Annotated in this window: 24 protein-coding genes and 2 pseudogenes; 13 read left to right on the top strand and 13 right to left on the bottom strand. The window is 35.2% G+C overall.

The features are described from left to right. Positions 1-6: 6 nt before the first annotated feature. Genes BEN26_RS07810 through BEN26_RS07800 form a run of 3 tightly spaced genes read left to right on the top strand, consistent with a single transcriptional unit; the run spans position 7 to position 2,890 of the window. Positions 7-1,323: a YycH family regulatory protein gene (locus tag BEN26_RS07810; protein ID WP_069799071.1), complete on the top strand. Its 1,317-nt coding sequence runs from the start codon at positions 7-9 to the stop codon at positions 1,321-1,323. After that, positions 1,323-2,045, top strand: a complete 723-nt coding sequence (gene yycI / locus BEN26_RS07805; RefSeq protein WP_069799073.1) for a two-component system regulatory protein YycI — start codon at positions 1,323-1,325, stop codon at positions 2,043-2,045. Before BEN26_RS07810 ends, yycI begins: the two co-directional genes overlap by 1 nt. A gap of 29 nt (positions 2,046-2,074) precedes the next feature. Further along, complete coding sequence (locus BEN26_RS07800; RefSeq protein ID WP_069799152.1) at positions 2,075-2,890, top strand: MBL fold metallo-hydrolase; 816 nt, start codon at positions 2,075-2,077, stop codon at positions 2,888-2,890. On the opposite strand, the gene BEN26_RS07795 is transcribed toward BEN26_RS07800, so the two are convergent. Then, entirely contained in the window at positions 2,882-3,082 is a 201-nt protein-coding gene (locus tag BEN26_RS07795) for a hypothetical protein (protein WP_235589119.1), read from the bottom strand. The genes BEN26_RS07800 and BEN26_RS07795 overlap by 9 nt on opposite strands. Positions 3,083-3,230: 148 nt before the next feature. Between BEN26_RS07795 and BEN26_RS07790 the strand changes: the two genes are divergently transcribed. The 3 genes from BEN26_RS07790 (at position 3,231) to BEN26_RS14300 (ending at position 5,487) form a co-directional block, all read left to right on the top strand. Continuing rightward, positions 3,231-4,475, top strand: a complete 1,245-nt coding sequence (locus BEN26_RS07790) for a S1C family serine protease (protein ID WP_068726876.1) — start codon at positions 3,231-3,233, stop codon at positions 4,473-4,475. A 146-nt stretch (positions 4,476-4,621) separates the two neighbouring features. Continuing rightward, positions 4,622-5,101: a 23S rRNA (pseudouridine(1915)-N(3))-methyltransferase RlmH gene (gene rlmH / locus BEN26_RS07785; protein ID WP_069799074.1), complete on the top strand. Its 480-nt coding sequence runs from the start codon at positions 4,622-4,624 to the stop codon at positions 5,099-5,101. Between the two features lie 116 nt (positions 5,102-5,217). Then, positions 5,218-5,487, top strand: coding sequence for a type II toxin-antitoxin system RelE family toxin (locus BEN26_RS14300; RefSeq protein WP_399168192.1), 270 nt, complete (start codon positions 5,218-5,220; stop codon positions 5,485-5,487). A 37-nt stretch (positions 5,488-5,524) separates the two neighbouring features. On the opposite strand, the gene mdh is transcribed toward BEN26_RS14300, so the two are convergent. Genes mdh through BEN26_RS07765 form a run of 3 tightly spaced genes read right to left on the bottom strand, consistent with a single transcriptional unit; the run spans position 5,525 to position 7,977 of the window. Next, positions 5,525-6,448 carry a malate dehydrogenase gene (mdh, locus tag BEN26_RS07775; RefSeq protein WP_068726867.1) on the bottom strand — a complete coding sequence of 308 codons (924 nt, stop codon included), beginning with the start codon at positions 6,446-6,448 and terminating at the stop codon, positions 5,525-5,527. A gap of 23 nt (positions 6,449-6,471) precedes the next feature. Continuing rightward, entirely contained in the window at positions 6,472-6,894 is a 423-nt protein-coding gene (locus BEN26_RS07770) for a universal stress protein (protein ID WP_069799076.1), read from the bottom strand. Between the two features lie 36 nt (positions 6,895-6,930). Continuing rightward, the gene (locus tag BEN26_RS07765; protein ID WP_069799078.1) at positions 6,931-7,977 is read right to left on the bottom strand and encodes a YeiH family protein; all 1,047 of its coding nucleotides are present in this window, start codon (positions 7,975-7,977) and stop codon (positions 6,931-6,933) included. A 142-nt stretch (positions 7,978-8,119) separates the two neighbouring features. Between BEN26_RS07765 and BEN26_RS07760 the strand changes: the two genes are divergently transcribed. The 4 genes from BEN26_RS07760 to BEN26_RS07745 all read left to right on the top strand — a co-directional run bounded on the left by BEN26_RS07760 (position 8,120) and on the right by BEN26_RS07745 (position 11,443). Continuing rightward, positions 8,120-9,028 carry a LysR family transcriptional regulator gene (locus BEN26_RS07760; protein WP_069799080.1) on the top strand — a complete coding sequence of 303 codons (909 nt, stop codon included), beginning with the start codon at positions 8,120-8,122 and terminating at the stop codon, positions 9,026-9,028. A 160-nt stretch (positions 9,029-9,188) separates the two neighbouring features. Next, a complete protein-coding gene (locus BEN26_RS07755; RefSeq protein ID WP_069799081.1) occupies positions 9,189-10,046 on the top strand; it encodes a carbon-nitrogen hydrolase family protein in 858 nt (285 codons plus the stop codon). 34 nt (positions 10,047-10,080) lie between these two features. Next, positions 10,081-10,755: a GNAT family N-acetyltransferase gene (locus tag BEN26_RS07750; RefSeq protein ID WP_069799083.1), complete on the top strand. Its 675-nt coding sequence runs from the start codon at positions 10,081-10,083 to the stop codon at positions 10,753-10,755. Positions 10,756-10,771: 16 nt separating this feature from the next. Beyond that, positions 10,772-11,443 (top strand): GNAT family acetyltransferase, encoded by a 672-nt coding sequence (locus BEN26_RS07745; RefSeq protein WP_069799084.1) that lies wholly within the window; start codon positions 10,772-10,774, stop codon positions 11,441-11,443. A gap of 367 nt (positions 11,444-11,810) precedes the next feature. Here BEN26_RS07745 and BEN26_RS07740 read toward each other — a convergent pair whose 3' ends face one another. The 5 genes and pseudogenes from BEN26_RS07740 to BEN26_RS14295 form a co-directional block, all read right to left on the bottom strand. Beyond that, on the bottom strand, positions 11,811-12,224 hold the full coding sequence (locus BEN26_RS07740; RefSeq protein WP_069799086.1) for a bactofilin family protein: 414 nt from the start codon (positions 12,222-12,224) through the stop codon (positions 11,811-11,813). Between the two features lie 26 nt (positions 12,225-12,250). Further along, positions 12,251-13,171, bottom strand: coding sequence for a M23 family metallopeptidase (locus tag BEN26_RS07735; protein ID WP_068726849.1), 921 nt, complete (start codon positions 13,169-13,171; stop codon positions 12,251-12,253). 140 nt (positions 13,172-13,311) lie between these two features. Further along, positions 13,312-14,538 (bottom strand): polysaccharide deacetylase family protein, encoded by a 1,227-nt coding sequence (locus tag BEN26_RS07730; RefSeq protein ID WP_069799088.1) that lies wholly within the window; start codon positions 14,536-14,538, stop codon positions 13,312-13,314. A 44-nt stretch (positions 14,539-14,582) separates the two neighbouring features. Continuing rightward, complete coding sequence (locus BEN26_RS07725; RefSeq protein WP_069799090.1) at positions 14,583-15,323, bottom strand: hypothetical protein; 741 nt, start codon at positions 15,321-15,323, stop codon at positions 14,583-14,585. A gap of 41 nt (positions 15,324-15,364) precedes the next feature. Continuing rightward, positions 15,365-15,625, bottom strand: a pseudogene (locus BEN26_RS14295) (IS4 family transposase); the annotation flags it as partial. Positions 15,626-16,117: 492 nt separating this feature from the next. Here BEN26_RS14295 and BEN26_RS07720 point away from each other — a divergent pair. Continuing rightward, positions 16,118-16,660: a cysteine hydrolase family protein gene (locus tag BEN26_RS07720; RefSeq protein WP_153012051.1), complete on the top strand. Its 543-nt coding sequence runs from the start codon at positions 16,118-16,120 to the stop codon at positions 16,658-16,660. Positions 16,661-16,837: 177 nt separating this feature from the next. Here the strand turns inward: BEN26_RS07720 and BEN26_RS07715 are convergent, their stop codons facing one another. Then, complete coding sequence (locus BEN26_RS07715) at positions 16,838-17,278, bottom strand: Hsp20/alpha crystallin family protein (RefSeq protein ID WP_069799091.1); 441 nt, start codon at positions 17,276-17,278, stop codon at positions 16,838-16,840. A 242-nt stretch (positions 17,279-17,520) separates the two neighbouring features. Here BEN26_RS07715 and htpG point away from each other — a divergent pair, with 242 nt between their 5' ends. Further along, positions 17,521-19,401: a molecular chaperone HtpG gene (gene htpG, locus BEN26_RS07710; protein WP_069799093.1), complete on the top strand. Its 1,881-nt coding sequence runs from the start codon at positions 17,521-17,523 to the stop codon at positions 19,399-19,401. Positions 19,402-19,432: 31 nt separating this feature from the next. Further along, a pseudogene (locus BEN26_RS14110) lies at positions 19,433-19,567 on the top strand (ABC transporter ATP-binding protein); the annotation flags it as partial. Positions 19,568-19,658: 91 nt separating this feature from the next. Here the strand turns inward: BEN26_RS14110 and BEN26_RS07705 are convergent. From BEN26_RS07705 to BEN26_RS07695, 3 genes are read right to left on the bottom strand one after another with little or no spacing between them, the layout of a single operon-like run. Further along, positions 19,659-21,677, bottom strand: a complete 2,019-nt coding sequence (locus tag BEN26_RS07705; protein ID WP_069799096.1) for a DUF6449 domain-containing protein — start codon at positions 21,675-21,677, stop codon at positions 19,659-19,661. After that, the gene (locus BEN26_RS07700; protein WP_069799098.1) at positions 21,652-22,554 is read right to left on the bottom strand and encodes an ABC transporter ATP-binding protein; all 903 of its coding nucleotides are present in this window, start codon (positions 22,552-22,554) and stop codon (positions 21,652-21,654) included. Before BEN26_RS07700 ends, BEN26_RS07705 begins: the two co-directional genes overlap by 26 nt. Beyond that, on the bottom strand, positions 22,529-22,936 hold the full coding sequence (locus tag BEN26_RS07695; protein ID WP_068726829.1) for a GntR family transcriptional regulator: 408 nt from the start codon (positions 22,934-22,936) through the stop codon (positions 22,529-22,531). The genes BEN26_RS07700 and BEN26_RS07695 overlap by 26 nt, the downstream gene beginning before the upstream one ends. Positions 22,937-23,270 lie beyond the last annotated feature (334 nt).

Genomic DNA, 23,270 nt, shown 5'->3' with positions numbered 1-23,270 from the left:
CAGGAAGTGAAAGAGCGAATTAAATCAATGATATTATTTGTTTTAGTAGCCAATAGTTTATTTCTAACATGGTTCCTGATCTTTTATAGTCCTAATAATGAGAAAGAATCTCCTTCAGAATATGTACCTAGATTAACCTTTGGCCAAGAATTAGATGTAAAGCAAATGATTCGGCCAAAGCAAATTATCTACCATCTTGGGGAAAATTCTCATTCACTCTCCAATACAGATAGTGAAGATTTTAAACAATTAGAAGCTGATTTTGATCATTGGTCTTTTTACGAAATTACTTCAATTTCAGAGCCTATAGATTGGACTAAAATGATAGAAGTGGAGCAAGGTATAGAGATTGTTTTTCCTTTTTCACTTCCTAACTCTGTCTTATCATCTCTTTATAAGATATCGACTACGATGTATCTTGATCAAATCAATCGCTTATGGTTAGTGTTAGACCAAAATGAAAAGGTGATTGTCTATTTTATCTCAGATCAAAAAGATAAAGTGTATCAAGCAGAAACTTCAATCTCTAGTAAAAAGCTTTCCAAATACATTGCTAGTGGAGTAAACCAACCAAGGTATTCATATTATTGGGCGTTTAATAAGGAAAGGAACATCAATACAAAACCCATTTTTTATTTACCTAATGAAGGTCTGGAAATGAAAAAAGTACGTAAATTTATTACACCTGTTTCCATCGAGGATTATATTCAATTGTTATTTATTGATCCAAGCATGGTTAGAAAGGTATATGAATTGGCTAATAAAGAAAGTGTTCTTTATACAGACGGAAGTAGAAGTATGCAATTTTTCCCGAATAAACGGGTATTTTCATATTTTCAGCCGGTAACAGATAATCGAAAACAATTAGATTGGAATAATGATCTTGCTGCTTCTATTCGGTTTGTTAATCAACATGGGGGTTGGGTGGGTCAATATCAACTTGATGATCTTGGCTTTGCTGAAGCCACCAGTCAACCTTATTTCACATTTCAGCAATATGTAGGAGGGTATCCTTTATTAACTAACAAGTATCTCATTGGCGAAATCAATATCCAATTAGTCGATGGAATCGTGAGTAAAGTAGAACAATCGATGACACTTTTAGATCAGGATTTGGACACGAAATATATTAAAACCAGTTCTGGCCCTGAATTATTAAAGAAACTAGAACAGCATAAGATCGATGCCAAAGTAATTACATCGATTGAATTAGGTTATCAGGTTGAAAAAAAGAATGACGTGTTAGAACTTTTTCCCCATTGGAGGGTTCGATATAACCAAAATGACGAAATCACAATACCTGCTTATGAAGGTGGGATGTAATGATGGATTGGGGGAAAACAAAAACCATCTTTATTTTAACCTTTTTGTTTCTTAATCTTTTACTAGGATATCAAATCTATATGAAGCAAAGTCAAAGTATTAACGAATCTCAATGGGATGGAAGTAGCCTGGATGAATTAAGGCAGGCATTAAGCCAACGAAAGATTATTTTAAATGCGACGATTCCTAAAGAAATTTTAGAAATGCATTTCCTTCAAGTGAAAGAAAATCAGTTATCAGAAGGAAAAACATTAGCTAAAGTGAAAATGCCTGTAGAGAACGAGGTAATCGAATCGATAGCGAGAGAGAAAATCGCCAATTTTGAACACTATGAATTAGATGGAGTCGTTTCAACGGGGAACCACCTTGTCTATAATCAGATCAAAGATGGCTTTCCTTATTTCAACGCAAAATTAGAGTTTCAAATCAATCAAGATGGCACAATTCAATATTCACAAAGATATTTTGAAGTTATGAATCAAGGGTCAGATCGACAAGTTGTTTCTTCCTATACAGCACTTCGTACCCTTTTGGATCAACAATTGCTTCCAAGCGAAGCAATAATAACAAAAATCAGACTTGGATATCATGGACAAACTCAACAAACTTCTGTCCAAGTACTGACTCCGGTCTGGAGAATTAGTTATCAAATAGAAGGAAAACGGGATATGATCTTTGTAAACGCATTGACAGGTGCAGTTGAGAAAGCATTAACTTATTAAAAAGAAAGATTAGCGGAGGGTCTATTTTGATAAAATATAGTGTCTTAGCAAGTGGCAGCACTGGAAATTCAATTTATGTTGGAACTGAAAACGTCAATTTCCTGATTGATGCAGGACTGAGTGGTAAAAAAATAGAAGAGGGGTTAGGAAAAATAGGCGTTGATCCCAAAAAAATTGATGGGATTTTGATTACCCATGAACATGATGATCATATTAAAGGAATTGGTGTGCTTGCACGAAAGCACAGTATCCCCTTATATGCCAATGAAAAAACATTTGCCCATTTACCAACCCATGTTGGGAAAATAGAGGAGGAAAGCAAATACATATTTGAAACAGGAGCGGTGAGAGATTTTGCTGATTTACAAATTGAATCTTTCGCCATTTCCCATGATGCTGCGGAGCCAGTTGGTTACCTTTTTCGTCAAGATGAATTTCAAGTAAGTGTCGTTACAGACCTTGGTTATGTGAGTCAAAAGATTAAACAAAAAATTGCCGGCTCCGATGCATTGATTTTTGAAGCGAATCATGATGTAGAAATGCTAAGAATGTCTTCTTATCCTTGGAGTATCAAACAAAGAATTTTAAGTGATGTTGGGCATTTATCTAACGAAGCATCAGGTGAAGCATTATCTGAGATCATATCAGGAGATACCCAAAAAGTATATTTAGCCCATTTAAGTAGAGAAAATAATTTACCTGAATTAGCTAAATTAACCGTAAAGAATATTCTCGAAGACTATGGAATTACAGAACAAGATGTACAATTGATGGACACCTATTTTAATGGACCAACTGCATTAGAGAAAATCATATCCAAAAAAGAAAAGGTTGGATTAAAGTAAATCTTCTAGGATTAAATCAGTCTCTAATTGATGTGTTTTATGAAGAACCTCTTGGCGAGAAATCAAACCTTTTTCGATAAGCAATTCAATAAGGGCTGTTAAAACAAGCATATTTTTATAATCGATTTCTTTTAAATCAGCAAGTTGTGCTATTATATCGACATCTTTTGGCAAAAAATAAGTCTTATTCAAATGAAACACTCCTATCCTCATTTTCGTTTTCTAAGATATATTGATCATTATTACCTACTTCCTAGGAAAATAGACTACATGTGATGGTCAATCTCGTATAAAAATAGTACTATAGAAATAATGGAAAATATCAAGGATGGTGAGAAAAATGGATTTTAATGATGAGGATTTTTATAGCCAAAAAAGAAGGAGAAAAAATGATAGATCGAATTTATTAACGGCTTTTGTTTCTGCAATTATCGGTGGACTTATCGTACTGATGTTGATGCCTACTTTTGTGAATTCAGGAATTATTGATTTGACACCTAAGGGAGGAGTAAATCCTCCATCACAAACAATCAATAATCAAACGCCAACCAATGTAACCAGTGGCAAACAAATTCAAGTTGATGTCAATTCTGCCATTGTTGATGCAACGGAGAAAGTAAAGCCAGCTGTAGTTGGCGTTGTAAATATTCAAAAACAAACTAACTTCTGGACAAATATAACAAAAAGTGTGGAAGCAGGGGTTGGGTCAGGTGTTGTTTTTGATAAACGTAGTGGGAAGGCTTATATCGTCACGAATAACCATGTGATTGAAGGGGCCAATAATGTAGAGGTTGCCCTTGCAGATGGGAAAAGAGTTCCTGCAAAAGTCTTGGGAGCAGATGAATTAACAGACTTGGCTGTCATTTCTATTGATGAAAAATATGCAGATGCGGTTGCAACCTTTGGCGATTCAACAAACTTAAAAGCAGGAGAACCAGCGATTGCAATCGGTAACCCACTAGGTCTTAAATTCTCTCAATCTGTAACAGTTGGGGTCGTTAGCTCACCAAACCGTACCATTGATAAAGATTTAGATGGAGATGGACAACCCGATTGGGAAACAGACGTTATTCAAACAGATGCTGCGATTAACCCTGGAAACAGTGGTGGAGCACTCTTAAATATCAATGGAGATGTGATTGGCATCAATAGTGCCAAAATCGCTGAAAGTGGTGTAGAAGGGTTAGGCTTTGCGATTCCAATCAGCGAGGCCAAACCTATCATTGACCAATTGATTCAATACGGAAAAGTGAAACGTCCATATATGGGAATTACCCAAATTGATCTTCACTCTGTGTCACAAGCAGACCGAGTAAATGTATTGAAATTACCTGAATCTGTAAATGATGGAATAGTGATATATGATGTAAGCCGATTTGGTCCTGCTTACTTAGCTGGATTAAAACGATTAGATGTGATCGTGAAATTAGATGACCAGCCGATTAATAGCTCTAGTGATTTACGTAAGTTTTTATATAAACAGAAAAAAGTAGGGGACAAAATGAAGGTTAGCTTCTATCGAGATGGCAACCTACAATCGATAGAATTAACCTTAACAGAAGTCCCTGATCAGAATCGAAGGTAAATCTGCTCAAGAACAAACGAGATAAAGTAAAACAGCAAAGTCTAATGACAGACTTTGCGTTTTTTTATGGATATTTTCTGACATGTAAGTTTATCTTACGGAACTAGCTTGGATATAATGTTGGAAGATTGGAGGTATGTTGGAGTATGCAAATTACGGTTATCGGTATTGGCAAGTTAAAGGAAAAATATTTGATCCAAGGGATTGAAGAGTATAAAAAACGATTATCCGCATATACCAAGGTTCAAATCATCGAATTAGCCGATGAGAAAGCGCCAGAAAACTTAAGTGAAGCAGAAATGGAACAGGTAAAACAAAAAGAAGGAGAACGGATTCTTGCTAATATAAAGCAAGATGATTATGTAGTGGCCTTAGCCATTGAAGGCAAAATGCTAAACTCCGAACAGCTAGCAAAAGAAATAGACCAGCTCATGACCTATGGCAAAAGCCATATTGTTTTTGTGATCGGCGGTTCCTTAGGTTTGTCCAAAGAAGTGTATGACCGAGCGAATATGTTATTATCCTTTTCCAAAATGACATTCCCCCACCAATTGATGAGGGTGATTTTGCTTGAGCAAGTGTATAGAGCGTTTAAGATCAATAGAGGTGAACCGTATCATAAGTAAGTACAAAGTCCAGAAAAATTTGAATTTGTCAGTATGGAAGAAGTTCTGAAGGAGTTAGGTATTAATGAATCAGAACTATAAAATTGTCATAAACAAAAATGCATTGAAGTTTATTAATAAACAGGATACTACAAAGAAAGAGAATTTTATTTGCCATTTATGGATTACCTAAGGGTGACGTAAAGAAGTTAAAAGGTAATGAATATTATAGACTTAGAATTGGAGATATCAGAGTCATTTTTACTAAGAATGATAAGGAACTTATAATACTGGTTATAGATATCGGAAATAGAGGCCAGGTATATGAAGGCTTATTAAATTTGTCGTACAAAATGTACGGCTTTTTGCTTATTACAATATTCCAATACAAAAAGACTAGTTCCTAACCATGGTCAGGCAACTAGTCTCTTTGTATCAATTATGTTACATTTGTTTAAGTAATCGTTTAACCCCTTCTGCCGATTTCATGAGCCCTTTATGTTCTTCTTCCGTTAATTGAATCTCAAGCACTTGTTCAACGCCTTTTGCGCCAAGCACTACAGGGACTCCTAGAAACAAACCATCTACTCCGTATTTGCCATTTACAAATGCGGAAACAGGCATAATTCGTTTTTCATCAAGTAAAATGGCTTCCATCATAGATACGATCGATGAACCAGGAGCATAATAGGCACTTCCTGTTTTCAATAGGTTCACGATTTCTCCGCCACCAAAACGCGTCCGCTCAACTAGGCTGTCTATCTTCTCTTTGGTAAGTAACGTCTCAATAGGAATTCCGCCTGCATAGGAGTAGCGAGCTAGCGGAACCATATCATCGCCATGACCACCGAGTACAAATGCGGTCACATCTCGATAGGACACTCCAAGTTCTTGAGCAATAAAGGTTCTAAAACGAGCAGAATCCAGAACGCCTCCAAGTCCGATTACTTTTTCAGGGGCAAAACCACTTTCTTGAAGTGCAACTTGTGCCATGACATCCGATGGATTGGTGACTAAAATCAGAAATGCGTTTGGCGACAATGGTGCGGATTGTTGCACGACTTGCCGAACCACTTTGATGTTAGTTTCAAGTAAATCATCACGGCTCATTCCAGGTTTTCTTGCGATTCCTGCAGTGATCACAATCATATCCGAATCCTTTGTATTTTGGTAGTCATTCGTGCCAAGTATATTTGCGCTCAAAGATTCAACAGGAGCCGATTCTTGCATATCAAGTGCCTTCCCTTGAGGAATACCTTCCGCAATATCAATAAGTACAACATCACCTAATTTTTTTAATAAAGTTAAGTGTGCAAGTGTAGCTCCAACATTCCCAGCACCGACAATTGTAATTTTTGGGCGTTTCATAAATAACATCTCCCTTTTACATTTTATTTCCTTACAACAAGGACAGGAATATGTGAACGGTGCAAAACACCTTGTGAAACACTGCCTAATAAGGCACGATCAACCATGCCTCTCCCATGACTTCCTACAACAATTAAATCTGCCTGCTTTTTTTTGGCAACCTCACAGATTGTAATGCTCGGATGCCCCGTAAGATGCAAGAATTGAACACGATTTTGCCATTTGTCAAATAAGCGTTCCATAACATCGGTTTGAATTTGTTGCGCAAGGTGTTCTTCATAGCGATCGACTACATCAGGCACTAAGTCATAAGCATAATTTTCTTTGGCAGTGACGTATAAAACAATAGCAGTTGCTTCAGGCCAAGCGTCTAAAAATTCCCCTGTCATCCGTGCCGCATGTTCAGAGTATTCCGAACCATCAGTTGCAAATAAAATTCTTTTCATTTATAACCACCCTCTCATTCGTTGTATAAAAACCAATTACATGGCAACAAACGTTAAGAAGGATAGAACGACCGACGTAATCGACATAGCAATAAGCGGTCGCAATGCTTTCGTTCGGAGATCTTTAAGGCTTACATTTACCCCGAGTCCCACCATTGCCATGGTTAAAACAAATGTTGTAAAATCCGCTACATCGTTCATCACAGTCTTCGGAACGTATAGATGTTTGCCAAGAACATAGCTGCCGAAGAAACTCATTACGATAAATCCAATCAAGAACCAAGGGAACTCGATTTTTGTGTCTGATTGTTCTTTCCCTTTACGTTTCATCCAATACATCAAGATAAAACTGAGTGGAACAAGTAGGAAGACCCGCCCCAATTTTGCCAATAAGCCAATTGCCAATGCGTCTTGACCAGCAGGAGCCGCCGCTAATGCAACATGCGCAATCTCGTGTAAGCTTACACCCGACCAGATACCGTATTGAATGCCCGTTAAGTCGATGAAAGGTCTTAAAATGGTGTATGCGATGGCAAATACAGTACCTACTAAGGCGATAATCCCGGCTCCAATCGCTGTATCTTCATCTTTAGCTTTTAGAATAGGGGATACTGCAGCAATGGCAGCTGCACCGCAAACCCCTGTACCGATTCCAAGAAGAAGGGATAAGGACGAATCGGCTTTCAACCATTTCGCTAATAAAACCGTCAGGAAAATGGAGAAAACAATCGTTCCGACATCACGTACAAGCAAACCAAGTCCCTGATGAATAACAATGTCGATATTTAGCTTTAAACCAAACAAGATAATGGCAAGCCGTAATAATTTTTTTGCTGAAAATTGGATCCCAGGACGTATAGGTTCTGGATATCCAAAAATTTGACGATACACAACAGCAATGATGATCGCAGATGCGAGTTGACCAACATGATCAAACCCTGGTACCTTTGCTAGCCCATAACCCATAAAAGCAATGACAAACGTAAAAGCAATTCCGCCCATCCATAAATTTAACTTGTTTAGATCTACCTTTGATATTCTGGCCCCAACTGTTAATGGCACGCTGTTTTTTACTTGAGCCATTCCATCACCTCCATTATTCTTTACAGTTCCATGATAATGTGCATCTTGAGATAAGGAAAATAAATCATTATGATGATAATAATAAGTAAAATGGTATAATAAATATTGAGTATTTTTAAAATCGGTGGGGGGGGAAGTCATATTGGATCAATCGTTACTTGTTTTTGTTACCGTAGCAGAAAAGGAGAATTTCACACGTGCGGCAGAAGAATTGCACATGACCCAACCAGCAGTCAGTCAATACATTCAAACATTTGAACGAATGGTTGGGACGAAACTTTTGGAACGAAACAATAAATATGTACGATTAAATAAAGCAGGAGAAATTGTGTACCATCACGCAAAAGAAATATTGGGACTCTATACTCGAATGCAGTGTCTGGTGGATGATTTAATGCATACTGCTAGTGGGAATTTACCAATAGGGGCAAGTTCTACATATGGTGAATATGTACTTCCCCACATTATTGCACACTTGCGCGAGCAATATCCATTGATCAAGCCAACCATTACCATTGGCAATACAAAAGAAATCGCGGAACTGGTCGCCAGTCATCAATTGGATATTGGAATTGTAGAAGGGAACTTTAAACATGAGAAGCTACATATTGAACCAATTGCAGAGGATCTCATGTTTATCATTATCTCAGCCAACCATCGATTTGCGAATCGAAAGGAAATACAAATATCGGAATTAAGTAAAGAAACATGGATTGTCCGAGAAGAGGGTTCAGGGACACGCGAGGCAACCGAAAAAATGTTTGCCAAATTCCAGCTTCATCCGCATAACATCATGGAATTTGGCAGTACTCAAATTATTAAAGAATCTGTAAAAGAGGGTTTAGGTATCACATTACTTTCACACTGGGCTGTTCGAAAAGAAATCTCACTGGGTACTTTAAAGATGTTAAAAATAAATGGACTTCCCGTTTCCCGCAAATTTTCGTTAATCACGCAAGCCACACAATTTCATACAAAAGCCATGGAGGTTTTTTTGGATATCTTGCGGAAGAATGAAGCCTTATCTGAATTAAATATGAATGATTATTGACATTTTTTCACTGGTTTTTCACGATGCAACCTGATCTACATTAATGGCAATTAAACAGTGAGGACTGATAAACATTCCAGGCTTTTTATAATATAAAATGAACTATGACCTTTTGCACTCTCCGAATTATTTGACTCTAAACCATAGGAGGAAGGAACTAATGAAAATAAGAGTGTCAGCAGTACAATATCACCTTCATACCATACATTCGTTTGAAGATTTCGCTAAGCAATCTGAGCATTATATTAAAACAGCTGAGGAATTCGGCGCTGAGTTTGTTTTATTCCCCGAGTTTTTTACAACTCAATTGATGTCTATCGGTAACAATCAAGGAAAAGCCTTAACCATCAATGAATTACCCGATTTCACCGAGCAGTACCAGGATTTATTTTCATCTTTTGCGAAGCAAACAAAGATGCACATTATCGGGGGAACCCATGTGATCCGTAAGGGTGACCGATTATATAACGTTGCTCATTTATTCTATCCAGACGGAAGAGTTGCCGAACAGCCAAAGCTTCATATCACTCCGACAGAAGTAAAGGAATGGAACATGTCTCCTGGCGATGGCCTACAAGTGTTCGAGACCGACAAGGGAACTATCGCCATTTTAACTTGTTATGATATCGAATTTCCAGAAATCGTTCGAATGGCAAAGGCTAAGGGAGCTGATGTAATTTTCGTTCCTTCTTGTACTGATGATCAACATGGATTCCATCGTGTCCGTTACACCAGCCATGCGAGGGTGGTAGAAAACCAAGTCTATGTTGTCATCACAGGTACAGTGGGTTCTCTTCCCACAGTTGACTTTATGCGAGCGAATTACGGTCAAGCAGCGATTATTACACCTAACGATATCCCGTTCCCGCCTCGAGGCATCTTAGTCGAAGGAGAAATCAATCAGGATATGATTGTCACCGCAGATCTGGATTTAGAATTGTTATATCAAGTTCGTGAAAGCGGATCCGTCACCACCTGGCGTGATCGACGTATCGATCTCTATCCAGATTGGAAATAAGGAGAGGCTAGTTGCTTTAAGAGGAGGTAGAAGAATGTATCGAAAAGAGATCTATGTTTTTGACCAAGATCAACCTATTCCGGCGGTCATCCGAAATTATGAAGAAAAGGACTTTTCTGGATTAATCCGCATCCAGCAGGAAAGTTTTCCACCACCATTCCCGTCTGATTTATGGTGGAACACGGAACAACTGAAAAACCATGTTACGCTCTTTTCAGAGGGTGCCTTATGTGTGGAGGTTGATGGTGAAATTGCGGGATCAATGACAGGATTAATTGTTGATTTTGACCCTAACCATCCGGAACATACATGGGAAGAGATCACAGATAATGGATATATTCGTAACCATAATCCGAACGGGAATACGCTTTATGTCGTTGATATTGGTGTGCGCCCTGCTTATCGTAAATTAGGGCTGGGGAAATGGCTGATGCTATCCATGTATGAAGTCGTTGTTCAATTGGGATTGGAACGTCTGCTAGGCGGAGGTAGAATGCCTGGCTATCATAAAAAAGCTGATGAGATGACGGCGGAACAATACCTCGAAGCTGTCGTAAAAGGAGAATTGAAGGATCCTGTTATTACCTTCCTGCTTCGATGCGGCCGCACTCCTGTTAAAGTGGTGGCTAACTATTTAGAGGATGAAGAATCTTTTAATTATGCAGCACTGATGGAATGGAAAAATCCTTTTTATACACCTAAATTTTAATAAGGAGAATGATGAAATGGAATATCGCAGAATTACGAGTATTGAAGATCCTTTGTTTAAAAAAATGCATCAATTGATGCAACATGTTTTTCCTCCTGAAGAAGTATTGGAATTCGATCTGTGGAAGGAGCCTTTGGAAGATCCGGGAATTCGTGTGTTTGTTGCTGTTCACGAAGGGAATGTAGTCGGTGCAACGGAATATCGCTATTACGAGGATTATAATGTGGCGATGACAGATTTTACGATTATTGGCCAAGCAGGACTTAGTATTGGCCGATTTTTAGTTCAAAAGAGGTTGGAGGATTTGAACTCCTTGGCTGCGGCAAATGGAAAGCAATTATATGGTATGTTTGCCGAAATTTATGATCCCTATCGAATCGAGCATTATGAATTTGGCGGGGTTAAAACCATGGATCCCTATGTTCGTAGGGAGGTATTGTCTCACCTTGGATATAAGCGCCTCGATTTCGCTTATGTCCACCCATCCTGGAACAATGATGGAGAAGCCGTAACAGGGCTTGACCTTTGTTTTCTTCCAACAGATGATAACATGGATAAATTGCAAACGGCTCTTGTCGTGAAGTTTTTGAAACGTTATTATTCCGTCTTATCAAACAAGCCGAAGTCGTGGAATGAAATGATTGAATTTCTTGAAGCGAGGGAATCCGTTGCATTATTGCCAATTTAACCCAATCCGCTTCTTAGGTAGGGGAAGAAATTACTTTCAGCATGTCGTGAAACTATAAATCAAACAATTGAAAAAAGAGAGGCTATCTCAAAACGTCGTTAAATAACGACTCATATGAGGTAGCCTTAAAATTATTTAATGGAAATCAACATCAATTCTTGGTGTGCCAAAATCTTGGGAATCTGTCTAAAATGTTGGAAAATATTTGGTGAAACAAACGGTCTAATTCCCTTCTTACGTTTTCAAGATGGCGTATTATTTTCTCGAAAACAATAATTTATTTGTGATCGAATTAATTTTTTTTGTTTTGTTTTTATGAATTTTTGATTGTAAAATCTTTTTTATTCCAGAAAAGGCTTTCAACTTCTCATTCATTTACCACCTCATTATTAGTTTTTATAGCAGCTTTCTTTTTATTCGCTAAGGGTTGAGTGTCGCTTTGAACCATAATGCTTTCTCCGTTAAATATTCCTCCATCATCGATGATAATTCCTTCTGTTGTTGCGCTTCCAGTTAACTTACCACTTGGTTGAATATGTACTTTTTCAGAAGTATATAAGTTCCCTTTTACTTCACCAGCAATGATTATGTTTTTTCCTTTAATAGATGGTTCAACATAGCCTTCTTTTCCGATGAAAATGTCACCAGTACTATCAACTTCCCCATAGATTTTCCCATCAATACGTATACTTCCTTCAAGTTTTATCTTTCCTTCAATGATAGTTTCTGAACCAATAATAGTGTTGATCTCAAAGGCTTTATCATTTTTTACTTTAAACATATACAGCTTCCTTTCCTGGGAGAATGTTAAAGTTTTTCTTCGTTATGTTTTAAAAAATTCATATAAGGATATGGATCAATAGGTTTTCCATTTTTAAACACTTCATAATGGAGGTGTGGGCCACTACTTCGTCCAGTATTTCCAATTAAACCTATAATTTCTCCCTTTTTTACTGAGTCTCCTTGTTTAACCTTTATTTCTGAAAGATGGCCGTAAAGTGTTTTATACGTATTTGAATGACGAATAATAATTGTTTTGCCGTATCCGCCATAATATTCGGCTAAAATTACTTTACCGTCTGCGCCAGCATAAACAGGATTTCCCGTAGGCCCGGCAAGATCAATTCCAGTATGGAAAGAAGATACATTAGTAAATGGGTCTTTACGTATACCGAATCTTGATGTAATGGTATTAGTACTTGCTGGCCAAGCAGTTGGAAGCTGCTTTAATTTGTTGTTTGTTTTTTCCATCTCAGCAATGGCTTGTTTATACCTTTCAATTAATTTAATAGAAAGTAAATCAGAATTTATAGGTTCTTCTTGACTATTTTCAAATTCTATCTCGGGAATCGGTATACTAATCCCCCCACGTGGGTCTATATTATCAGACAGTTCCATCATGTATTCTTTCATTTGGGATTCTATTTCTTCAAGTTCATTTATTTTGATTTGGGCTTTAGTTGTAGTGTCTTCCATAGTTTTTATTTTTTCTTGTAACTCATCTATTTTGTTTGTTTGAATATTAAGATTATTAGATAGCAAGACATTCTCTTGTTGTAGTTGATTATTTATATTAAAAACATAAAATAGAATTACTATAGCAATGAATACAAATAAAAACATTATATAGATACTTACTTTCGGTAATTTCAAACGTATTACAGGCTTATCAGTATTAGATAAAATTAAAATAGTTAATAAATTTGATTTCTTCTTTTTTCTCCTCAATTTCTACTTAGCTCCCCTTTTAAAAATGATAACAGGGTATTATTCGACGAATTTTGTTAATTCCCTTTAAAAATATAAAAAAATTAGGACTTTTTTAATAGTCCGAATGGAACAGTTATTATGTATATTTTAAATATTTTTTATCTCAAACTCACAATTTTTAAATCCTTCCCTTGCAAATATTCAATGATCTTTGGCAAAGCATCTATAACAGCTTGAGATTCATGGAGAAGGATAATAGACCCAGATGCTTTAGAGTTATGTATATAATTAAGAATTTCATCGGGATTATTGTCTTTCCAATCTTCCGTATCCTTATTCCAAAGTACCATCTTTTTATGGTTTTTATTTATTAAATCTATGGTTAATTCATTTTTAGCTCCGAAGGGTGGTCTAAAGAGAACGACAGTATCTGGAATAATTTCTTCAATTATTTGATTTGCTTTTATTAGATTAATTTCTTGCTTTTCATAGGAGAGATTCGTGAAATTTGTATGGTTCAAAGAATGATTACCAATAGAGTAACCGTTTGAGTTAACATATTTAACATAGTCAGGATATTTCTTCGCATTAAGTCCAATAAAGAAGAATGTACCACCAACCTGATACTTCTTTAATACATCAATAATTTCCTTTGTATATTTAGATGGACCGTCATCGAAGGTAAGGGAAACGTAGCCTTCTGGAATACTGTAGTTTATTACCTTATTTAGTTCTATAAAAGGAATGCTAGGTTGAATAGAAGAATCAATTTCTGCTTGTTCGCTAGCAGATGGTTTCTCTTTATCTTTTTGATTCAAATCAACTTCATTAACCACAAGTTCTGCTTTTTTAGGTGTTTTTTCATCAAATCCAGTCTTATTTATATTAGCATGACCTGAATATCCGAATAGAATAGTGGATATGATACTGAGCATGGTAACAGCTATCCATGCAAACTTTCGATTATATCTATTAGAATTTACTTCTTCTCGTTTTAGTTCTAGTTCACTAATTGGTAGATTTGGATATAAGAATGGTAAAGTGTGAACTTGATTTATTTGTTGGATACATTTAATAAAGTTTAATCCTTTTACATATTCTTCGGAGCATAGAAAATAGATCCTATCGCTTTGATCTCGATAGGTTCTTGTTACATAACTTACGTTTTGCTTTCTAATTGAATCCCAGAAGCCATAAAAGGCCAATCTATATTTATAATTCCCTCCAAATACAGTCACTGCTTTCAAATTCTCAGCTGTATCATGGTCAATTTCCCAAAGTAGTTCAACTTCTTGTTCAAATGATAATCTTACTCGTAAAAAAGATTTATCAGATTTTCTATCGATTGATAATAATTCAAGTAGTTTTCCATGGTAAACTGACATGGTTACCCCCTTTCTCTAGTCGTGACTAGATTGTAGGTGCCTGTTTACTCCGATAGAGTCGTAGATGCAGTTTTCTTTGGGGAAAAAGAGAATGACATCCGCTCTGTAAAATCATTAATGGTCTCTATTAATTGATTCTTTTCACCAAGAATTCTTTGGTATTGTTCTATGTACTTTTGATTTTCAACTTCTAGATGACTAATTTTCTCTTCAAGTTCTTTGATTTTTAACATATTTTGATATTCAGTGTAAGTAGATTTTTCATTAAGTTTGTTATATTTAATAATCTCTTTTTCAAGTTGACTTGAAATTTTATCAAATTCTTGTTTTGAAGTATATTGAAAGTCTTTATAATCTTCAAGAAGTTGATCGTAGCTCATTTGTTTGTTTGTAAGATTGCTTTCTAAAACGCTAATTTCTTGATTCTTGTCCTGTAAAAGTTGCTCTTTCTTTGCAATGTCATGCTTTAAACGATTAATTGTTTCATTCGCATTATATAATTGGTCTTCAAGAGCTTTATTTTTATAAAGAAGTAATTGCCGGTCACTTAGCATATTTTCCACAGAAGCTATTAAATCTAGCGATACTTTATCCTGATTATCTTTTAAAAATAACTGCTTATTGCTAGGAATATCTGATTGCTCAGGCTCTTCCATATTACTAGATTGTTCTTCAAATATAGCAGTTGTAACTAGTTCTTCTTTACTACTTTGATCCGATTGGCTTTGATTAGATAGGACACCTTTCAACCAACCGATAGATTTATTTTTTGTGTCCTTGGTCATACTTTCATCTCCTCTTAAATAATAATTTAACTTTCGCATGCTTAAATAGGCAGGTAAGCCTTTATATAATTGGGTAAACCTGCGTTGCTGTAGTTGATTTTTAATCGATTTAGTTATTTTACGATTTGATTTTTTGAAATATCTTCAATTGGTTCAAATCATTGTTGTAGTGTTATTGCCTAATTTTATTCACCTATTTCATTACAAAATTCATAAAAGATTCCACCAAGCGTCCTTAAATCTTTACTACAACGGTGTTGCCATGCGAGTAAAATGTAACGAGAGAAGACAATTGTGGTATGACCAAACTATCCATCTAGACATAAGATGATTCTATAGGAATAAAGGTTTGGCCATCTGTCCATCCAAGTGTTAGCATTCTAAACCTTTGTAAAATGTATTTGTTGCATGATCATGAGGTGTTTTTCATTATATTTAGGTTTTTCAAGAGTTATATATGATAATTATTTAAGCATTACGGCTTAAGGTTTCACATTAGATATCGCTATGCGAAAGTTGAGATAATAAGATTAAAAAAATTTAAAATTACTATAATCTTACCTATATTGTATATTTATGTAGAAGAATGTCAACTAAAGACGATAAATTTAGGTCTTAAAAACTAAATTATTAGTTGTTTAAATAAACAAATAGATTAAAATAAAGAATAATAGAATTTAAATTAATGGTTTAGCTTGAATATTATAAATATTTTCAAGAAAAGAAAACCTATACAAACAATTTTAGGGTAGATTGCATGTATTTTAATAATTAAATCGATGGGAGATTTTAAAATGACAAATGAAGCCTTAGTAATTGTTGATATGTCAAATGATTTTGTTCACGACAATGGAAACTTAACAGCGGGTAAACCAGCCCAAGAAATAGTACCTTATATTATGCAAACAGCAGAGGAATTTTTAACAAATGGTGGAACAGTAGTTATTGCTATGGATTCCCACGATGAAAATGACCCTCATTTTGATTTATGGCCTATACATAATGTAGTAGGAAGTTGGGGGCACGAATTATATGGTGATTTGAAGACTTGGTTTAAAAAGAACGAATCGCATTCAAACTTATTAATGATTCCAAAAGCAGACTACAATGCATTCTTTGATACTGGTTTATCTGAAAAACTTAAAGAGAGAATGATTGACAAAGTTCATGTAGTTGGAGTGGCAACTGACATTTGTGTTTTTTTAACGACAGCCGGAGCCAATTCAAATAAATTTAAAACAGTAATCCATAAACGTGGAGTTGCTACTTTTACTAAATTAGGAGATGTTTTTATAAATCAAGCAAAAGCCCTTTTTCACACTGAGATTATTGAATAAGAGGAAAATTACATGTATAAGATATACCCTAGTTCTGTCTGTAATAGATGGTTCTGGGGTTTTAAAGCAACAAAATCTTATTACGAGGATTAGAATGTGGCGATGACAAACAATGATGGAGAGGCTATCTCAAAAGGTCGTTAAATAACAACTTAAATGAGGTAGCCTCTAAATTATTTAATGGAAATCAACATCAATTCTTTTTTTGTTATCAGCTTGTAATTTTGGCATACGAATTTCTAGAACACCATTCTTGTATGTTGCTTTCACACCATCTTGAGAAACACGACTAGGTAAGGTAACAGTACGTTGAAAACGACCAACAAAACGTTCTTGTCTATGCATATTTTCTTTCTTGATTTCGTTAACCCTGTTAATCGTTCCATTGATGTGAAGCATGTTATTGTCAATTTCGATATTCACATCTTCTTTCTTTTCTAAGCCTGGAATATCGCATGTTGCTACAATTTCATTTTCAGTTTCATGAATATCAATTCTGGGTGTGCCAAAATCTTGGGAACTTGTCCAAAAGGTTGGAAAATCTGTGGTGAAAAAACGGTCTAATTCCCTTCTTACGTTTTCAAGATGGCGAAATGGTTCATATGGGATGAGTGACATTGTGATTACCTCCTGAAAGTTAAAATACAGTATTATTTTCTCAAAAAAATTGTGTATTATTCAAAAACAAAAAAATCCTTAAATATATTGACTCAAACGACAGTATGTGTTATTAAAATAGTGATTAGCACTCAAGCGAAAAGAGTGCTAATAAGTTGATGATCTGTAATTAAAGATACCTGTACAATCATAATGACTACATTATGTGTTTAAGTAGTTTTAGATTGAAAGGAGAAATGTGAATGGCAAAAAAACAATTTAAAGCAGAATCAAAAAGGCTATTAGAAATGATGATTAACTCCATCTATTCTCATAAGGAGATCTTTTTAAGGGAGTTAATTTCTAATGCCAGTGATGCAATTGACAAAATATATTATAAAGCGTTAACTGACGATTCTTTACATTTTGATAAAGATAATTACTACATAAAAGTGATTACTGACAAGGAAAATAGAATATTGAAAATCTTAGATACTGGAATTGGAATGACAAAAGAAGAGCTTGAAAATAACCTTGGAACCATTGCCAAGAGTGGGTCTTTATCATTTAAAAACGAAAACGAATTGAAAGACGGTTATGATATTATTGGTCAATTTGGAGTTGGATTTTATTCTGCATTTATGGTAGCTGATGTCGTCACTGTAATAAGTAAGGCTTTAGGAAGCGATGAAGCTTATAAATGGGAATCCACAGGTACAGATGGATACACGATTGAGCCATATGAAAAAGATTTAGTGGGTACAGAGGTTATTTTGAAAATCAAAGAGAATACAGAAGATGAGAACTATGACGAGTATCTAGAAGAATATCGATTAAAAGCGATCATCAAAAAATACTCTGACTTCATTCGCTACCCAATAAAAATGGATGTAACAAAAACAAAACCTAAAGAAGGTAGCGAGAAAGAATACGAGGATTACCAAGAAGAACAGGTTATCAATAGCATGGTTCCAATTTGGAGAAAGAATAAAAACGAACTTACTCCAGAAGATTACGAGAATTTTTATAGGGAAAAACACTACGGTTTTGACAAACCTCTAACACATATCCATATTAGTGCCGATGGTGCGGTAAGATATAATGCTATTTTATTTATCCCAGAAAAAATACCTTTTGATTATTATACAAAGGAATATGAAAAGGGATTAGAGCTCTATTCCAATGGTGTATTGATCATGAGCAAATGCTCAGACTTACTTCCTGACTATTATAGCTTTATTAAAGGAATGGTCGATTCGGAAGATTTATCTTTGAATATATCCAGAGAGATTTTACAACATGATAGACAATTAAAGTTAATTGCCAAAAACATCAAGAATAAAATCACAAGCCACTTACAAAGTTTGTTAAAGGATGATCGGGATAACTATGAAACCTTTTATAAATCCTTTGGCAGACAGTTAAAATATGGGGTTTATAGTGATTTTGGAAGTCATAAAGATGTATTGCAGGATTTATTGATGTTCTACTCATCTAAAGAGAAGAAGATGGTTACCTTAGATGAATATGTATCCAGAATGCCTGAAGATCAAAAATATATTTATTATGCTTCAGGAGAAACGGTTGAAAAAATTGAAAAATTGCCTCAGATAGAGTTAGTGGCAGAAAAAGGATATGAAATTTTGTATTTTACCGAGGATATCGATGAGTTTGCCATCAAAATGTTGATGACATATAAAGAGAAAGAATTTAAATCAGTATCTAGTGGTGATCTAGGGATTGAAGCAGAGGAAAACCAGAATAAAACCGAAGAAGAAGAGAAGGAGAATAAAGATCTTTTCGAACAAATGAAAAAAATCTTAGCAGATAAAGTGAATGATGTTCGAATTTCCAAAAGGTTAAAAACACATCCTGTATGTTTTGCAACCGATGGGGAAATTACAATCGAAATGGAAAAAGTATTAAGTCAAATGCCAGGTGAACAAAACATTAAAGCAGAGAAAATATTAGAAATCAACCATAATCATCAAGTATTCCAATCCTTAAAGAAAGCTTATGAAAACGATAAAGAGAAGTTTGAATTGTATACAAATCTATTGTACAACCAAGCACTTCTCATTGAAGGATTATCAATCAAGGATCCAGTAGAGTTTTCAAATAATATTTGCAAAATAATGGTATAAAGCATGAGTGATGGTGGTTGGTTATTTACCTTTGAAGTATTCAGCAAGTTTTTACAAAAAAGACTGTAGCAAGAGAATCAAGGAATTAGCGGAGATTATGGATTTAGATCTCACCAAAAAAATAGAAAATCTTTCATTAGGCAATAAGGAAAAAGTGGAGATTGTATATTTTTTAGGAAAAGAGATTTGAATATTTGATCATAAAAAGCCACTCGTCCGTAAAGAATGAGTGGCTTTTAACCGGTTTTCTATTCGCTTTAAAACAACTGTGCTACAAATTTAGGCACATTGTCCTTCGTAAACAATCCATAAAACTCTTCTCCTTTTATCGTTTTAAATTTGACATAGTAGGCAGCTTTTCCATAACTGCTATATTGGATAAGCGCTTCTTGTATTGATTGTTTGTCTTCAACTCGAATAAATTGGAGGTTTTTCGGGTTTTTCAGGAAAATCTCCTCGGGATAATTGATGCTCTCTTCGCCTTCCTCTAGGGTTTCATTGGCTTTTGCAATTTCTAAGTATTGAAGATCATCAGACTGTATGCGTGCCTTTGAGAGATAGCCCTTCTCGTCCAACCATTTTTCCAATTGCACAAAGGATTTATTCCATTCGAAAGAGAAAAATTTATTATCATATTGGATACCTGTATGTGTTAATACAATCTTAGGATTGCTAAAAGAGAAATTGATCGTTGCCCAAGAACTCCGCGTATCTATCATATCTTCATATTTCATGTTTAATATTTCTTGTTTTAAAATTTCTTTTAGTTCATTAATTTCATCAGGATTTGTAATAGTTAAATTCCTGCCTGTAAAACTAGACATAAACCTGACTTTATCAATCGGTTGGTCTAACTGATTGAGGAGATAGTGCTCTTTTTTATAGTGGGGAGACTCTAAGACTGGTTTTAATGCTTCTTTGATTGATTCGACCGGAATGGTATATTCACGAACCATTAGCTCCCCATTCTTTAATTGATAGGCAAAAACCATTTGTCGGCTAACCGTATAGTTGATATTAGGTTTGCCACGTAAGTTTTCTGGTTTTTTAGTCAGAATCTCTTGGTGAAGGGAACGCACTTGTTCGACAAATAATGGATCTTGATAAAAAATATCCTCATTTCGCTGCAACTTATCTCTTAACTCAAAACCAGCATTGCCAAAATAAACACCCTCGATTTCTTCTGGGCTCGGTAGTCTGATTTCATAACGAGTCACATCCATTTGAATACCAGTGAAAAGAATCGTTGCAGCAATCGAGTAAATAAGGAGTTCGACAAACGTTCTTTTAACAAATACTCTCCAGGTTTTTTGTAAAACTATTTCTGCTACGAAAAAGCCAATGATGGAGCCGATGATATACCCAAAAATTGTCCATCTTTGATCACGATTTTGGGTAGAGGCAAAATACATTCCAACCATTAACATAACGGAAAAAGTAACACCGTATTTAAAAATGGGTCGTAATAACTTAAAGGAAATAGCTTGTGTTGCCGTTTCAAGGTGGCGATACTTATATAGCAAATAACCACTAACAGCAAAAATAAGAATTAGTACAAGATAGATCACGGTTTCTCCGAAGGAAAAAGGACGATTTTCGCTTGATATGATTCGAATAATGGGAGACCAATCTTCTATTTTTACCGAGGTCATATAGTTTTCAGGAAAACCGTATAAATATAAGCTTAAATGATAATTGATCAATCCCATAATTCCGGTAGGAAGGAATAGAAAAATATAGGTTAAGATCCCTTGTGCTACAGACATACCGGTCATAATGCCAACGAATGATGAAAAGATAAAAAAGAAAATCGTAAATAGTGTCATGATTCCCAACCATTGAAAAAAATCACTTGTCTTAAATTGTTCAGAGAAAGGAACAAAATAAGAAAGAAACCATGTCGTGATTCCTGTAATCCAAACAGCTGGAAGCAACATGAAAAAGCCGCTAACTAAATGGTTAAAGTAAAGACTTTCTCTTCTAATCGGTAAACTATGTATCATATCGGCCGATTCTTTCGTTTGTATATAGCGAAAGAGAAAGACCCCTGTAAGTACAGGTAGGATGAACAACAGGATCGCTTGGAATCCAAAATTGTAAAAATAAACGTTATCTATATATCGGTATTGAGTAATATATTGATTAGAAGCAAGCATCATCAGTTGTAAAGGCAAGGCGAATAGTAGGCCAATTAAATAGATGATTCCAATCCAACCGTGCTGTCTAAAATCCTGTTTGATGATTCCTATTTTAAAGAAGGACATTTTCGATTTCATAGCCGATATCCCCCATTTCATAGATAAAGATTTCTTCTAAAGTAAGTGGCAAAAGATCGAAGACCAACGGTTTGATGGATTCAATCTTTTGAAAGATTTCCTCTTCATATCCTTTCACAATATAAAGGGAAATGCTTCCTCGTTTTTCTTGATAAAGCACCTTAAGATCAGCCATTAATTGTTCCTCATCTTCTGGTTTGGCATAGGCGATTTGGATCTTTAGCGTATCTGCTTTTAGGTCGTCAAGTTCTTTTTCAATAATAAGCTTTCCTTTATGCATGATCCCAACATGATCGCAAATATCCTCAATTTCTCTTAAATTATGAGAAGAGATGATGACGGTCATTTCCCGTTCAGCTACATCCTGAAAGAGTAAATTTTTAATTTTTTGTCGCATAACAGGGTCTAACCCATCGATCGGTTCATCTAAGATCAAGATATCGGGCATGCTAGATAGTGCGAGCCAAAAGGCAACTTGACGCTGCATTCCTTTGGATAAACGGTGAATTTTACGTTTTGGATCGATTTGAAAAACCTGTTTTAATCGTTCAAAACGTTCTTGATTCCAGTTAGGATAAAAGCTTTGGTAATATTTCGTCATTTGTTGAATCGTTGATTGTGGCAAAAAGTATAGGGAATCAGGAATAAAAACCACGCGCTCTTTAAGAGGGACATTTTCATAAATGGGTTCTCCATCAATTTGAATCGTCCCTTGATCTGGTCGGTAAATTCCTGCAAGTATTTTTAGTAAAGTGGTTTTCCCAGCTCCATTTGAGCCTAATAAACCATAGATCGAACCTTTTTTTACAGATAGTTGAAGCTGATGAATGGCTACTTCTTTGTCAAATGTTTTACTGACTTGTTGAACTTTGATCATCGATCTGTCCCCCCTCCGTCTTTCGTTTGGCTTCGTCAAACCATTCATTCAATTCTTTTTTGGTTAAACCAAGATAAATGGCTTCAGCAAGTAAATGGGTCAGTTGCAGCTTTATTTCTTTTAGCTTTTGCTGATTGGGCATTAAATCAATTGGCGCCACGAAATTTCCCTTTCCTGGAATAGAATAGATATAGCCTTGCCGTTCTAATTCACTATACGCCTTTTGAATCGTGTTTGGATTGATGGTTAATTCCTTTGACAACATGCGAACAGATGGCAATTTTTCATCTGGTTTTAGGATTTGGCTAATAATCGATTCTTTAATTTTGTCTACCAACTGTTCATAAATTGGTCTACGACTACGAACATCTAATTCAAACATTGAAGCCCTCCTTTCCCGATCCATCGATTGTTTTTCAGTGAAACATATGTATTAACTGTAATAAGAGTAATAGTACTGTTAATATTATATGCGTAAAATCTTCATTTGTAAAGAGTGAATTGTTAAAAAGAATCAATTATGAAATTAATTCAAATAACTACATAAAAACAATATTTTTGCAAAAATAATGGTATAATTTCATTAAAAATTAGTAAATTGTGGTTAGCTTAATAAGAATTCTATTGCAATGTATGGGAATTTGATAAAGTGTTTGAAGTATGGAATCATCTATGTTCATTTGTAACCAATGGTAGCGGATATCTCGATTATCCAA

The sequence above is a fragment of the Tepidibacillus sp. HK-1 genome (assembly GCF_001748485.2).
Taxonomy (GTDB): Bacteria; Bacillota; Bacilli; order Tepidibacillales; family Tepidibacillaceae; genus Tepidibacillus_B; species Tepidibacillus_B infernus.
This window is presented reverse-complemented; position numbering and strand designations above follow the sequence as displayed.